Annotated in this window: 15 protein-coding genes; 2 read left to right on the top strand and 13 right to left on the bottom strand. The window is 69.4% G+C overall.

Annotated features, from left to right (window positions below; translation table 11 throughout):
* Positions 1-120: 120 nt before the first annotated feature.
* The 6 genes from ACETK8_RS20605 to ACETK8_RS20580 form a co-directional block, all read right to left on the bottom strand.
* Complete coding sequence (locus ACETK8_RS20605; protein ID WP_374039515.1) at positions 121-528, bottom strand: VOC family protein; 408 nt, start codon at positions 526-528, stop codon at positions 121-123.
* Between the two features lie 181 nt (positions 529-709).
* Positions 710-994: a hypothetical protein gene (locus ACETK8_RS20600; protein WP_374039514.1), complete on the bottom strand. Its 285-nt coding sequence runs from the start codon at positions 992-994 to the stop codon at positions 710-712.
* Positions 995-1,096: 102 nt separating this feature from the next.
* The gene (locus ACETK8_RS20595) at positions 1,097-2,578 is read right to left on the bottom strand and encodes an alanine/glycine:cation symporter family protein (protein ID WP_374039513.1); all 1,482 of its coding nucleotides are present in this window, start codon (positions 2,576-2,578) and stop codon (positions 1,097-1,099) included.
* Entirely contained in the window at positions 2,575-3,372 is a 798-nt protein-coding gene (locus ACETK8_RS20590; protein WP_374039512.1) for an HAD family hydrolase, read from the bottom strand. Before ACETK8_RS20590 ends, ACETK8_RS20595 begins: the two co-directional genes overlap by 4 nt.
* A gap of 282 nt (positions 3,373-3,654) precedes the next feature.
* Positions 3,655-4,458 (bottom strand): phosphodiesterase, encoded by an 804-nt coding sequence (locus tag ACETK8_RS20585; RefSeq protein WP_374039511.1) that lies wholly within the window; start codon positions 4,456-4,458, stop codon positions 3,655-3,657.
* A 36-nt stretch (positions 4,459-4,494) separates the two neighbouring features.
* Positions 4,495-4,698, bottom strand: a complete 204-nt coding sequence (locus ACETK8_RS20580) for a hypothetical protein (protein WP_374039510.1) — start codon at positions 4,696-4,698, stop codon at positions 4,495-4,497.
* A gap of 191 nt (positions 4,699-4,889) precedes the next feature.
* Here ACETK8_RS20580 and ACETK8_RS20575 point away from each other — a divergent pair, with 191 nt between their 5' ends.
* Complete coding sequence (locus ACETK8_RS20575; RefSeq protein WP_374039509.1) at positions 4,890-5,126, top strand: hypothetical protein; 237 nt, start codon at positions 4,890-4,892, stop codon at positions 5,124-5,126.
* A gap of 9 nt (positions 5,127-5,135) precedes the next feature.
* On the opposite strand, the gene ACETK8_RS20570 is transcribed toward ACETK8_RS20575, so the two are convergent.
* Entirely contained in the window at positions 5,136-5,396 is a 261-nt protein-coding gene (locus ACETK8_RS20570; protein ID WP_374039508.1) for a helix-turn-helix domain-containing protein, read from the bottom strand.
* Positions 5,397-5,553: 157 nt separating this feature from the next.
* On the opposite strand from ACETK8_RS20570, the gene ACETK8_RS20565 reads away from it, so the two are divergent.
* Entirely contained in the window at positions 5,554-6,039 is a 486-nt protein-coding gene (locus tag ACETK8_RS20565) for a helix-turn-helix domain-containing protein (protein ID WP_374039507.1), read from the top strand.
* 31 nt (positions 6,040-6,070) lie between these two features.
* On the opposite strand, the gene ACETK8_RS20560 is transcribed toward ACETK8_RS20565, so the two are convergent.
* The 6 genes from ACETK8_RS20560 to ACETK8_RS20535 all read right to left on the bottom strand — a co-directional run bounded on the left by ACETK8_RS20560 (position 6,071) and on the right by ACETK8_RS20535 (position 12,576).
* Positions 6,071-6,715 carry a helix-turn-helix domain-containing protein gene (locus ACETK8_RS20560; protein WP_374039506.1) on the bottom strand — a complete coding sequence of 215 codons (645 nt, stop codon included), beginning with the start codon at positions 6,713-6,715 and terminating at the stop codon, positions 6,071-6,073.
* A 120-nt stretch (positions 6,716-6,835) separates the two neighbouring features.
* Positions 6,836-9,232, bottom strand: a complete 2,397-nt coding sequence (locus ACETK8_RS20555; RefSeq protein WP_374039505.1) for an ABC transporter permease — start codon at positions 9,230-9,232, stop codon at positions 6,836-6,838.
* Positions 9,229-9,918 carry an ABC transporter ATP-binding protein gene (locus tag ACETK8_RS20550; protein ID WP_374039504.1) on the bottom strand — a complete coding sequence of 230 codons (690 nt, stop codon included), beginning with the start codon at positions 9,916-9,918 and terminating at the stop codon, positions 9,229-9,231. The genes ACETK8_RS20555 and ACETK8_RS20550 overlap by 4 nt, the downstream gene beginning before the upstream one ends.
* Complete coding sequence (locus ACETK8_RS20545; RefSeq protein ID WP_374039503.1) at positions 9,915-11,219, bottom strand: efflux RND transporter periplasmic adaptor subunit; 1,305 nt, start codon at positions 11,217-11,219, stop codon at positions 9,915-9,917. Before ACETK8_RS20545 ends, ACETK8_RS20550 begins: the two co-directional genes overlap by 4 nt.
* Complete coding sequence (locus ACETK8_RS20540; RefSeq protein ID WP_374039502.1) at positions 11,216-12,190, bottom strand: hypothetical protein; 975 nt, start codon at positions 12,188-12,190, stop codon at positions 11,216-11,218. The genes ACETK8_RS20545 and ACETK8_RS20540 overlap by 4 nt, the downstream gene beginning before the upstream one ends.
* Entirely contained in the window at positions 12,187-12,576 is a 390-nt protein-coding gene (locus ACETK8_RS20535; protein WP_374039501.1) for a hypothetical protein, read from the bottom strand. The genes ACETK8_RS20540 and ACETK8_RS20535 overlap by 4 nt, the downstream gene beginning before the upstream one ends.
* Positions 12,577-12,591: the final 15 nt, after the last annotated feature.

Here is a 12,591-nt window from a genome sequence, read left to right as displayed (position 1 = left end):
GAGCGACGCCAGGATTGAACCGGGAGCACGAGACCCAGCGCGTCGCCATGACTCGCGCGTCGTTGCGGAAGGAGCTGGCGAGGCGACCGGCGTGTGCCGCGTCTTCAGCGTCGCGATGTCTCATTCCGGCCTTTGGCACACGGCCTCGACATTGACCCCGTCGGGATCGATCACAAACGCAGCATAATAGGCCGGATGGTAATGCGGCCTGATGCCGGGCGGGCCGTTGTCACGGCCGCCGTGCGCGATCGCTGCGGCGTAGAAGGCGTCCACCGCCGCTCTGCTCTCGGCTTCGAACGCGATATGGATGCCCGTTCCTCGCGGGCCTTCTGGAACGTCGCGACGGCTGTCGCTGGATAGCCAGAAGAATGGCTTTCGACCGGCGCCGTATCCGATACCGTGATAGCCGCCGGTCTGCTCGGGCGTCACTTCCATCACGTTGGCGACGCCGAGCGGCTTGAGCGCAGCGTCATAAAACCGCCGAGCGTCTTCCAGGTCAGCGGGGCTGAAGCCCATGTGATCGATCATGACTGTGCCCCTATATGGTTCCGCCTTCCCGGCTTGTAGCGAGTGAGGCCAAATCCTGGAACTGCGTCCTATCAAACTACCTGAGCAGAGACGCTGACGCGTTTCGGCTGTTCGAACGGCCACGACTTGGCCTCGCGGGCCAGGGTTTCGAGGTTCTGAAGCATCCGCGACCTTTGCAGCCTCAGGCGGATGGGGTCGACGTCGCGCCATCGGTTGGTCGGGGCGCTCTCACGAAGCAAACATGTTCCCGATCGCTATCAAGAGTGGCGGTGAAGCCGGCGCGCAGCCAGGATTGGCACTGCACCGGCGCCGTGTCCGCGTCGGCGCCGGCGAGCCACCATTCGGGCCGCGCCGCGCCCTTGGGCAGCATGGCGCCGATCACGTCCTCAATGTGGGTCAGGCTCATCGCATAGGTCGGCGTTTTCTGGCGGCGGAGATGTGCGTTCAATCGGTCGTATTTGCCCATCGTCACATCGTCCCGAGATCGGTCTCCGTCCAAGGGCGGGGCCTTTGACACAGCTCGGCTGCGGCCGCCAGCACGGCGCGACATGACGCCTCACGGCGGCGGTCAGCGCTCCACGACTGGCGCGGCCAGCGGCGGCGGGCCCGCTTCGACGGCGGATGCGGGGGCGAGCGCGCCGGACCGGAGCCGGGCGAAGTAGGAATTCAGGTCGCGCTTCAGCTCGGGCGCGAACAGGACGAGGGCCAGGGTGTTGGGCACGGCCATGGCGAAGACCATGGCGTCCAGGAACCGGATGGCCTCGCCGACCGTGAGCACCGGGGCGACCGCCACGGCGAGGAGGAAGACCAGGCGGAAGGCGTTGCGCCGGCGCGGCCCCTCGCCGGCGAGCCAGCCGAAGGCCCGTTCGCCATAGTAGGCCCAGCCGATCACGGTCTTGTAGGCCAAGAGCGCCACCAGCACCGCCAGGACCGGCGCGAACCACGGAAGCACCGCCTCGAAGGCGGCCGAGGCGATTTCAACGCCGCCGGCCGCGCCCGTGGGGATCGGCGCGCCGACGGCGAGGATCACCAGGGCGGTCAGATTGCAGACCACAACCACAGTGATGAAGGGCTCCAGCAGGGCCACGAGCCCTTCGGAGATGGGTTCGTCGGTCTTCGCGGCCGCGTGGGCGATCGCCGCCGAACCGAGGCCGGATTCGCCCGCATAGACCGCGCGCTGGACCCCGACGACCAGGGCGCCGAGGGCGCCGCCAGCGGCGGCCTTCAGGCCGAAGGCGCCGGCCATGACGTCAGCCAGGACGCCGGGCAGGGCGGGGGCCTTGGCCACGAGCACCACGGCGGTGGCGACGAAATAGGCGACCACCAGGCCGGGGACGAGGCGCGTGCAAAGACGGGCGATGCCCTTGACCCCGCCGATGATCACCAGGCCGACCGCGGCCGCGAACAGGACGCCAAACAGCAGCGGGCTTTCCATGCCGGTGACCGCGCGGACCTGCACGAAGGCCTGATTGACCTGGAAGACGCTGGTGGCCGCCAACATGGTGGCGACGCAGAAGAGCACGGCGAAGGCTTGGCCGACGGGACGCAGGCGGATCTTGGCGAAGGCGATGGGCAGATAGTGCATCGGCCCGCCGTTGACGACGCCGTCGGCTGCGATCGACCGGTGCTTCACCGCCAGGGCGCATTCGGCGAATTTGAGCGTCATGCCGATGAAGCCGGTGACGGTCATCCAGAACATCGCCCCGGCGCCGCCGATGCTGATGGCCAGGGCCACGCCGGCGACGCTGCCGACGCCCAGGGTGCCAGCCAGCGCCGTGCTGAGGGCGGCGAACTGGCTGACCTCGCCCCGGTCGGCGGGATCGGCGAAGTCGCCCCTCACCAGACGCACGGCCTGGCGTAGGCCGCGCAGGTTGACGAAGCCGAACCACAGGGTCAGGGCGACAGAGACCGCCACGAGCCAGATCACCACCAGGGGCAGCTCCGCCGAGCCGATCGGGACGGCGGCGAAGACCATCCGATTGGCGAAGTCGGCCGCGGGGCCGAGGGCGGCGTTGATCGCCGCCTCCGCATGGGTGAGCGAAAGGGTCATCTCAGTCCGGCCGTTCTGGAGAATTGGGAAAGGGCGAGGTCGACCTCTGTGGCGAGGACCGCCATCGTCGTCGGGCCTCGGGGATCGACCTGCACGAAGGGGATGCCGCAGGACGCAGCGCCCGCACCGTCGGTGTCGCGGTTGTCGCCGATCATCACCGCCCGGCCGGGCTCGACCTTGGCGCTCGACAGGGCGGCGCGGAACAGGGTGGGCTGGGGCTTGCCGACCACCTCGACCTCGACGGGCGCTCCCGCCAGACAGGCGACGACGGCCGCCAAGAGGGCTCCGGTCTCCGGCGCAATCGTACCGTTCGGGCCCGGATGGGCGCCGTCGGGGTTGGCCGCGACGATATGGCCGCTGCGCCGCGCCGAGTTGGCGGCGGCCGCAAGGGCGTCGAAGGTGAAGCTCGTGTCGCGCAACAGGATGACGCAGTCGGCGTCTCCGTGACTCAGACGCATGTCGAGGCTGGCGGCGAAGGCGGTCATGGTCGGATTGGCGACCAGATGCACGGGCCGGCCCTGGGAGATCACCGCCTGGCGCAGCAAGGTCTGATGGCCGGCCAGCAGGATATTGCCCTTCTCCATCTGGACATGGGCCGCGCCGAGCCGGCGCTGCAGGTCCTGAGGCAGGTCCGTGGAGTTGTTCGAAAGGATGTAGGCGCGCCGGCCGAGGGCCAGCAGCAGCTCCCGCGCTCCGGGCAGGAGGCCGTCGCTATCGGCGAGGCAGCCGTCCCAGTCGAGGAAAACAGCCTCGGCGCCGGCGATCAGCTGGGCGGATTGAGACGACTCACGCATTCTGTACTCCGCACCCTGGGTCGGGGCCGACGGATCTCGGACGCGCGGCGGCGAACTTGAGCGTTTCCATCATCGTTTCCCCCGATTTTTTGCTCGGTTGATTCCATCAACCTGTACCCCAGACGACCCTGAAGAGTAAGTATTCTAACACTCAACCACGACACTTTTTGGTGCAGGTTTCGCCCCAGGAGCGCGCCCTGCGCGCCCTCAACGCGCCATGGGCAATGGGTCGCCAACAGAGCAACAGCGGCGACTGAGGACAGGACGTGCCTTCGCCGGGAACTAGAGCCGAGGATCGCCGGGCGAAAAGTCGCTGCCGAACCGCTCCAGGGAGGCCGTGTAGGTGGTCAGGCCGAGGCCATTCCAAGCATGGAGCTGGAAGCCCGGGGCCTCCATGGAAAGGCGCGGCGAGGCGGCGCCGAAGTCGAGCGCGACGAGATGGGCCGTCGAGGGGCAGCTCGAGGCCGGAACGCCGAACGCCTGGGTGTGGATCGCCCGATGGATATGGCCGCAGACAAAACCGGTAACTCGGCCTGGATAGGCCTCGACGACGCGGCGGATCGGGTCGGTCCAGGCCAGACTCTCGGGGTCCATCCACGGGATCCCCGTCATGAACAGCGGATGGTGGGTGACGACCAGGGCCGGCGTGGCCGAGGCCGCCAGGGTCTCGGCGAACCAGCCGGCCCTGGCGTCGCAGAACTCGGGCGCATCGGACCCGGCCGTGACGGTGTCGAGCACAATCACCCGGAGGGACTCAAAGCCAAGAACGTATTGGATGAAGGGGGACGGGGCGGAGGTCGCCACGACGCTGGGGAAGGCCGCCCGAAAGGCGTCGCGGTCGTCGTGGTTGCCGGCGGCCGGCGCGACCGGAGCCCTCAGCTTGGCCAGGATCGCCATCAGGACGTCGTACTCCGCCGGGTCGCCCGACTGCGTCAGGTCGCCGCTGAGCACGACGAGGTCAGGCTGGGGCTGGAGCCGGTTGAGCGCCACGACCGCTCGGGCGAGCATGTTGCGCGTGTCGACCCGCCCGTAGGCCAACGTCCCGTAGGGGACCACATGGAAGTCGGAGATCTGGGCGATGAGCATGCGACCTCCGAGGGGCTGGGGTCGCAGTAAGTGATCTCATCCGGCCTGTCTATCCAGGAGTAAGTGTTCTGACACTCCAAAGCCGGTCCGGGCGACGGCCCGCCGCCTTTGCGCCAGCCGCGCGCCGACCTCGGCGGCCAAGGCGCGGATATCGCGATCCGCGACCCCGTCCCGGGCCATCAACAGCCGCACGATGGGGTCGGCGAGGATCTGGTCGAGGGTGAGCTCGTCAGGGCGCATCGCTACTCTCCGGACGCCCCCGCCCCTTGGCGCGTCGCCGAGCGATATAGGCGGCGGATATGACACTCCCAATCGGACGGAGGCCGGAAAGGGGGTCGTCAGCACACGCCGCCGCCAAGGCGGGATCGCGCCGACCGGGCGAGGTCGGCATACTCCCGCCATTCTCACGGGATGACGATTCGGGAGCGCCGATGTCCGCCAGTCGAACAGAAGCCGTCGCCGACTGCAGGCGGATGCTGAGGGGGTTTTCCGGCGCCCCGGATCCTCGGCGGCACGGCCGACGGATCGCCTCCACCCTGGCCGCGGCGACCGGTTGGACGCCGGAGGCCCGGCGCGAGATCGAGGCCCTGGCGGTCTGGTTGTCGGAAAGTCCGCCGGAAAACGCCTTGCGACTGCGTTGTCAGGCCGTGCTCGACAAGCTCGCCTGACGGAATGGACTAGAGGTCGAAGCTGTCGGGCAGCGCTTTAGTCACACGATCGATCAGGTCGCGCGGGTCCAGGCCGAGCGCCTTGGCGATGGCGATGAACTCGAGGATATCGAGCCGTCGCTCGAGGTTCTCGATCTTGTTGATGAAGGACCGGGGCTTTTTCAGCCGCGTCGCCAGGGCCTGTTGGGACAGGTCCTGACCCACGCGGGCCTGCTGGATCGCCTCGATCGCTGTTCGGTAGTCGGGCGAGACCACCCAGCGTCTTTGCATCAAGCGACCCACTAATTTGCAATTCTGCGGGCGATTGATAACGGTTGGGGGTGGCGTCCCCATCTTGGGGACGTGGATCGCGTATTGAGGCTATGGAATCTTCGTGGCTACCATGAGTTGGTAGACACTTTCGCCCAAGCCTCTAGGAGGCTGCGACATGACCGAAGGCGGAGGCGGGCGCCCCACGATCGCGTTCGACCCGGACGCCGCCACGGCGGACGCCGCGTTGGACAAGTGCGACGTCATCGACGCACACGTGGGTCGTCAGATCAAGACCGTGCGCATGTTGTGCGGAATGAGCCAGCCGGACCTCGCAGGGCCGCTCGGAGTGACTTTCCAACAGCTGCAGAAATATGAGCGCGGCGAGAACCGGATCGCCGCCTCCAAACTCTACCTCGCGGCGTCGACGCTGAAAGTCGATATCAACCGGTTCTTCGAGGGACTGCCGGATCCGACCGGCGGCGTGTCGGACCAGGCGCTCTTGACCGCACAACGCGACATGGTCGCCTTCCTGGCCGAGCCCGAGGGTCGCGATCTGGCGTTGCATCTGCCTAAACTGACGCGACCCTTGCGGTCTCACGTCGCCAAACTGGTGCGGGCCATGGCCGGCCAGGCGACGGCGGATCGCGCGCTGGAGGACTGAAACCCGCCGCCCCGTTTCCAGGGCCGCCGCCCTAGGCGCGCGGATCGGAGCGGCCGCGCCCTCCAGGCGTGGCCGGCGCCATCGCCTTGGCCAAGGCCGCCATCTCCCGCTGGACCGGCTGGGGGATCTGGGGAAAGGCGCGCACCATCGTGACGCCAGCGGGGGTTTCGAGAACCGCGGCCAGATCGTCTCCCTCCGGCGCGGCGAGGCCCACGAGCGCGCGGTCCTTGGTCAACCCCTCGAAGAAGTCGCTGACATCGCACCCGATCACCTCCGCAAGATCCCAGAGGGTCGAGGCGGCGATCCGGTTCTGGCCCATCTCGTATTTCTGCAGCTGCTGGTAAGAAATCCCAACCGCCCGCGCCAGGACCGGCTGGCTGAGCCGGGCTCGGACGCGCAGGGCGCGCACCCGCACGCCGACATGCGCATCAACGCGATGCGGCTCGACCACTTTATTCACCCGCCCCTCCCGACCTTGTCCGCCCCCGGGACGATCCGTTCCGACGAGCGACCCGATTCCGCTGATGACCGCCACGATTGCGGACGGCAATTCAAATTCGATCTCGCTCCCAGCGTTCCATAGCGCGAAACGCCGCGTCCACGCCCATGCCGCCATCTCGGGCCTGCTGGTAACTTCGACCTCGTTCCGATCGCGGCGCCCGGACAGGCGTGACATTACGCGTTCAGGAGCGGCTGTCGGTAAGTAAATAGACAATCGCGATTGGGAATTGAAAGGCCGGGTTTCTGCGCCGACTCCGCCTACCGAGGATGCGCGGGACGACGGCCCGTGCGCGGTTCAGTCTTCCCGCAACGCTTCGACCGGCCGCGCCACGGACAGGCGCCAAATCTCGAACGCGGCGGCCAGGGCCGTGGCAGCGAGGAGCACGGCGAAGGCAATGAGGATGGAGGGCGCGAGGAAGGGCGCCCGATCGGAATAGGCGCTCAGCCAAGCCCGAGCGCCCAGGACACCGGCCGAACCGCCGAGCGCGAAGCCGATCGCGACCGGCGTGATGATGCGGCGCGCCAGCAGGCCCGCGATCGCCGTCGCCTCCGCGCCGAAGGCGCGCCGCACCGCCGCCTCCTTGCGCATCTGGCGGGCGCGATCGAGCGTCATGGCCAAGACGCCGATGGCCGCCGTCGCGGTCAGGACGGCCGCGAAGGCCAGAATCAGGCCGCGCAGCCGGATGAGGTCGGCGAAGGCGATGTCGACCTGATCCTGCAGGGCCACCCGGTCGATCGGCTCGCCGGGGAAAACGTCGGCGACGGCCTCGTCCAGGCGCGCCTCCGAACCGTCGGCTGCGCGGGCGATGAGGAACCCGGTCGGAGCGCCGTTCTGCACCAGGGCCGTGGCGGCGTCGCCGTTGCGCAGCTGGCCCAGGGGCATGTCGGCGATAACGCCGGAGACCCGCCAGGCCGTGCCGGCCCGTTCCGTGGTCAGAACCGCGCCGATCGCCTCGGACGGCGAACCGAAGCCGAGTCGCCGCGCCGCCGTCGCGCTGATCACGGCGGCCTGGGTCGAGGCCTCGACCGAATCCTGTTCGCTTTCGAGGCTGCGAGGCGCGGCCCCGGCGAGAAGGGTGGCGCCGAGGGTTTCCAGATAGCCCGGCCGCCAGCCCGCCGCGGCGATCTCCGCCGTCTGGCCCTCGCGTGCGACCGTCTGGCGCGAGAGGCCGCCTTCGGTGGGGAGAGCCACGGCCAGGGCGACGTCGTCGCCGGCCGTGACGCGGGCTGCGGCAAGGAGCGTCGGACCGCGGGGATCGTCGGCCGCCAGACTCTCGGGCAAACGGTAGGCGATCACCCCGCCCGGCTCGAAGCCCAGGCTGCGGCCGGCGAGGTGGTCGAGTTGGATCGACACGGCCACGGCGAAGACCAGGGTGGCCGCGCCGCCGCCGATCTGCAGGGTCACGAGCATCGGACGGATCCAGCCCATTCCGGGCAGGCGGACGTCCCGCGCCGAGAGAACCTCTCGCGGGCGCATCCGGCCGGTGATCCACGCCGCATAGGCGCCGGCGAGACCTCCAGAGAGAACGGCGGCGGCGAGGATGGTCGCCAGGGTGGCCGGATCGGGCCAGCGCGGGAGCGGGCGATCGATCAGGGCGCCGAAAGCGCCCGAAAGCAGAAAGGCCGTCGCCATGCCCAGGACGGCCGCCCCCAGCCCGGACAACACCGCCTGGCCGATGACCTCGAGGGCGACGCCGGCGCGACCGGCCCCGAAGGCCCGCCGCACGGCGATGGCGGGCGCTCGGGCCAGGGTCTGGGAAACATTGAGGCTGGCGGCGTTGAGGCTCGCCACCAGGACAATGATCACGGCGACGACGGAGAGGAGGGCGAGCGTTCCACGGTCGAACCGGGCTCCGTCAGACCGCGCGCCGAGAGCCACCGCCTGCTCCAGGTCGCGAACAGGGACCAGGTGGTGCGCCAGGGTCAGCCCGGCGCCCGATGCTGCGGGGTTGGCGGCGAGATAGCGGCCGAGCGCGGCCGACCCGTGCCGATCCGCCACAGCCTCCACCCGTCCGACCGAGTCCGGGCTCGGGTCGTCCAGCCGCACGAAGGTCGTCGCCCCGCCGATGGCGAAGGTCAGGCTCGCGCGGGCGTCGTCGGTCTGACGCAGGGAGCTCGCAGGGCCCTGGCTGGAGATGAAGGCGCGATCGTTCTGGAAGCTTGAATTCGGGTCCAGTCGGTCGATCACGCCGGAGACCGTGTAGCCGTGCGCGCCGAGCCGCACCGTGCGCCCGACCGGATCGGCTGCGCCGAAAATCTCGCCGGCGAGGTCTCGGGTGAGCACGATCCCGTCCGGCCGTCCTAGGCCGGCGCGGAGCGCCGCGGCCGCGCGTCCGAAATCGACGACGTCCAGCAACTGGGGATCGGCCTCGGTGACGCTGATCCAGTAGCGCTCGCTCTCGGTCTCGAGTGCGCGGGGATCGGTGTCGCGCGCGATGCGGGCGACCTGCAGGCCCTCGCCGCCGGCGCGCAGCGCCGGCGCCAAGTCGGTCAGGCCGCTAGCCATCAGGAGCGGGTCCTGTCCCCCTCGACCGACGGCCGTATAGGTCTGAAACACCCGGGCGGCGGGATCGAAAGAAGCATTGTAGCGGCGCTCGTGCTGGACGGCCGCGGCGACGAGGCTGAAGGCGGTGAAGGCCACGGCCAGGGCCAGGAGCGTTATGAGGCGCAGACCGGACGGGCGTCGCGTCATGCGGCCGGGCCGTCGACGCCGATGATCTGGCCGTCCTGCATCCGCACGCGACGTCGGGCGCGTTCAGCGAGTTCCGGGGCGTGGGTGACCACCACCAGGGCGGCGCCCGTGCGGGTCAGCTCTTCCAGCAGATTCATGATGGCTTCGCTGTTGCGGCTGTCGAGGTTGCCCGTCGGTTCGTCGGCCACGATCAGTCGGGGTTCGGCGGCGAGGGCGCGGGCGATGGCGACACGCTGTTGCTGACCGCCTGACAATTGCGATGGCCGGTGAGCCAGTCGGCCCGACAGGCCGACCTGGTCGAGGAGTTCGCGGGCGCGCTGTCTGCGGGCCTGGGTCCCGACCTTCAGATAGTGGAGCGGCATCTCCACGTTTTCCTGGATGGTCAGGTCCTCGATCAGGTTGAAGGCTTGGAAGATGAAGCCGATGTTGCCGCGGCGCAGCCGGGTCATCGCCCCCTCCTCGTGACGGGTGAAGCGTTGGCCGAAGGCCGAGACCTCGCCCGTGTCGGGAAAGTCGAGCAGGCCGAGCAGGTTCATCAGGGTCGACTTTCCGCACCCCGACGGCCCGGAGACCGATACGAACTCGCCGGCCGACACGGCAAAGTCGATGTCGCGCAGGGCGTGGGTCCGGACCTCGGTCGAGACATACGCCTTGGAGACTCCCTCGAAGCGGATCAGCTCGGTCATCGCGCGCCTCCCGCCAGGGTGATCACCCTTGCGTCGCCGAAGTCCCGGTAGCTGGAGACGATCACCCGTTCGCCCGGTTGAAGGCCCGCGGTCACCGCCACCCGGTCGGGCGTGCGGATGCCGGTCGTGATGGCGCGCCGTCGCGCGGTGCGGCCGTCCGGATCCACCACGAAGATCCACGCCCCGGAGGTCTGTTCGAGATAAGGGCCGACCGGAATCGAAGGGAATGTGCCGGACGCCGACAGGTCGATCCGCCCCTGGATGTTCTGGCCCGGGTTGAGCGCAACCTGGCGGTCCCTCAACGCCATCTCGACGCGGAAGCCGCCTTCGCGAACGTCCGGAGAGACGTGGGTCACTTCGAGCGCCCTCGGGAGGCCGCCGATCTCGATGGAGCCGCCCTGTCCGCGCGCCACGCGCGCGGCGTAGAAGGCGTCGAGCTGGGCCACGATCGTCGACCCCGTCTGCGGATCCACCTGGGCGAGGGTGTCGCCGACGGCGATCGCCTCGCCGGTCTGGCGGTCCAGCCCCAGGATGCGACCCGCCCGCGGGGCCCGGACGACGAAGCCGTCGAGCTGGTCGCGGGTTGCGGCCTGGTTGGCGCGCAACTGGCCCAGATAGGTTCCGGCGCTGTCGCGTTGGGAATCGCGGGCGGGACGGTTGCGCTCCATCGTCGCGCGAAGCTCCGCGGCGATCCGCTCACGGAAGGCGAGCTGGTCCCTGAGCGGCGTGACATAGGCCTCGTTGACGAGGCCCTGCGACAGCAGGACTTCCTGGCGGCGCAGCCGTTCGGCGAGCTCGTCGCGGGAATGCAGGGCTTCGATATAGGCCCGCCGGTCCTGGCTCTCCGCGTCGGACAGGCCGGTGCGGGCGGAGGCCGTGGCGAACATCTCGGACTGGATGCGGGCGAGCCGGTCGCTGATCGCCAACTCGCGTTCGGGGTTGGACAGGGTGACGATCGGGCGCCCGGCCTCGACCCAGTCACCGGACCGGACGTGGACCTGGGTCACGCGCCCGGCCTCGGGGGCGGTGAGTTGCACGATGTCGAGGGGCACCACGCGGCCGACGAAGGCCGCCGCCTCCGTCAACTGACGGGATTCTACGCCGGCGACCCGCACGTCCGCGGCCGAGACGGTGAGATCGCCGGCGCGCTGCAGCGAGAGCACGGCCAGGCCCAGGCCCGCGAGCACGATCGGGCCGCCGAACATGGCGATCCGCTTCCACAGACGCAGACGCTTCTCGCGGTTCCCAAGCGGCTCGTCCATGCCCGTGAACGCCGCGTCCGGGGATTGGAATCGGGTCATGCCTCACCTGTTTCCGGTTCGCCATCGCAGTCCCGGCCCGCTGTGGCCGTCGGGGGCGCCCGCGTCGACCAGGCTGCGAAGGCTTCGTCCCAGTCGTCCGGGCGGGGCAAGCCGACGTCGGGGCCAAGCCTTTCGAGCCAGCCCGCGGCCTCGCCGCTGTCGGCGATATCGCGCGAGATCCTCCCGAGAAGGCCGGCGTCTCCCAGGGTGTCGAGGAAATCGATGACCGCGCCCGTCTGTGCGTAGAAATCGTCGGGGGAGGAGCCGGTGACGCCCAGTTCACTGAGGGTGAACTCCAATACGATGGCCTGGTTGGAGGCTGCGGCCCTGGCCCGGGCGATCTCGGTCTGCAGTCGTTGGGACGCGAAGACGGGATGGGCTTGGACGACGAACCGGGTGAAGGGCGTCAGCCGGCCATCGGCCACCAGGGCGCCGAACCGTCGGCGTCGGTCGTCGCGCGAGGCCGTCGATTCCATCGCCACTCCGGCGGCCTCGTCCAGCCAGTCGGGCGCGTCGCCGCCATACTGACCCTTGCGCAGGTTCGGCAGCAGGGTGTTCAGCAGGAAGGTGTGCCCCAGTTCATGGCGCAGTGACGATGCATGCGCCTCGGGTGTCTCGGGCTCCGAACGGTTGAAGCGCCAGGGAAGGACCCAGCCCTGGCGTTCGAGGGGAAGCTCTTCGAACAGCCCGGCCAGCCCCGTCGCCATGACGGCGCCGGCCAGCGGCGCGACGCCGAATCTGCGGTCGAAACAGGTGCGCGCGAGCGCCACGGCTTGGGCGGTTCCTTCGGCGTGCGACGGGTCCTCGACGGCCAGATAGTCGACGCCGGCGCGGAACCAGAAGGCGTTGTCGAGCGCGACCGGAACCGGCAGGGCGTCGCCTGTCAGGGGACCTTCCGCGCCTCCGCTCGGAGGAGCGGCCTGGGGGAAGAGCAGGAGGTGCAGAGCCGCTGGAACGACGGCGGCGCTCATGAACCGACGCGCTGGAGCGAGAAGCGATTGTTGGAGCCGCCGATCCGGACGGTTCCCGCCAGCCGCTGGCCGCGCAGGGTGCCGCGGAACTCATGGACCGGGTTGGACGGCAGGGTGAAGGTGACGACGTCACCGCGGCGGACGATGTTCTCGATCGGATTGCGGTCCGTCGTAAGGCCGATGATCTGGAATCGGCCGCTGCGCTCGCCGGCGTCGAACCACAGATTGATCGGATGCTCGTTGTCGCCGAGGCTCATCGTCCCGGTCCAGCGACCCTCGAGCGCCCCCGCGGTCTGGGCGGCCGGGGCGGGGGATATGGGTTTGGCGTGCGTCGTCTGCGCGTCGCTCAGGGCGAGAACCAGGGAGGCGAACAGGGGAACGAGCATGCCGATAGTCCGAAA

This window comes from Brevundimonas staleyi, assembly GCF_041893865.1.
Classification (GTDB): domain Bacteria; phylum Pseudomonadota; class Alphaproteobacteria; order Caulobacterales; family Caulobacteraceae; genus Brevundimonas; species Brevundimonas staleyi.
Note: the sequence above shows the minus strand (reverse complement) of the source record. Positions and strands in the feature narration are given on the sequence as shown.

Bases quoted from the DNA above. Each gene is read 5' to 3' on its own strand.
- ACETK8_RS20605 (WP_374039515.1), bottom strand. From the start codon at position 528: ATGATCGATCACATGGGCTTCAGCCCCGCTGACCTGGAAGACGCTCGG.
- ACETK8_RS20600 (WP_374039514.1), bottom strand. From the start codon at position 994: ATGGGCAAATACGACCGATTGAACGCACATCTCCGCCGCCAGAAAACG.
- ACETK8_RS20595 (WP_374039513.1), bottom strand. From the start codon at position 2,578: ATGACCCTTTCGCTCACCCATGCGGAGGCGGCGATCAACGCCGCCCTC.
- ACETK8_RS20590 (WP_374039512.1), bottom strand. From the start codon at position 3,372: ATGCGTGAGTCGTCTCAATCCGCCCAGCTGATCGCCGGCGCCGAGGCT.
- ACETK8_RS20585 (WP_374039511.1), bottom strand. From the start codon at position 4,458: ATGCTCATCGCCCAGATCTCCGACTTCCATGTGGTCCCCTACGGGACG.
- ACETK8_RS20580 (WP_374039510.1), bottom strand. From the start codon at position 4,698: ATGCGCCCTGACGAGCTCACCCTCGACCAGATCCTCGCCGACCCCATC.
- ACETK8_RS20575 (WP_374039509.1), top strand. From the start codon at position 4,890: ATGTCCGCCAGTCGAACAGAAGCCGTCGCCGACTGCAGGCGGATGCTG.
- ACETK8_RS20570 (WP_374039508.1), bottom strand. From the start codon at position 5,396: ATGCAAAGACGCTGGGTGGTCTCGCCCGACTACCGAACAGCGATCGAG.
- ACETK8_RS20565 (WP_374039507.1), top strand. From the start codon at position 5,554: ATGACCGAAGGCGGAGGCGGGCGCCCCACGATCGCGTTCGACCCGGAC.
- ACETK8_RS20560 (WP_374039506.1), bottom strand. From the start codon at position 6,715: ATGTCACGCCTGTCCGGGCGCCGCGATCGGAACGAGGTCGAAGTTACC.
- ACETK8_RS20555 (WP_374039505.1), bottom strand. From the start codon at position 9,232: ATGACGCGACGCCCGTCCGGTCTGCGCCTCATAACGCTCCTGGCCCTG.
- ACETK8_RS20550 (WP_374039504.1), bottom strand. From the start codon at position 9,918: ATGACCGAGCTGATCCGCTTCGAGGGAGTCTCCAAGGCGTATGTCTCG.
- ACETK8_RS20545 (WP_374039503.1), bottom strand. From the start codon at position 11,219: ATGACCCGATTCCAATCCCCGGACGCGGCGTTCACGGGCATGGACGAG.
- ACETK8_RS20540 (WP_374039502.1), bottom strand. From the start codon at position 12,190: ATGAGCGCCGCCGTCGTTCCAGCGGCTCTGCACCTCCTGCTCTTCCCC.
- ACETK8_RS20535 (WP_374039501.1), bottom strand. From the start codon at position 12,576: ATGCTCGTTCCCCTGTTCGCCTCCCTGGTTCTCGCCCTGAGCGACGCG.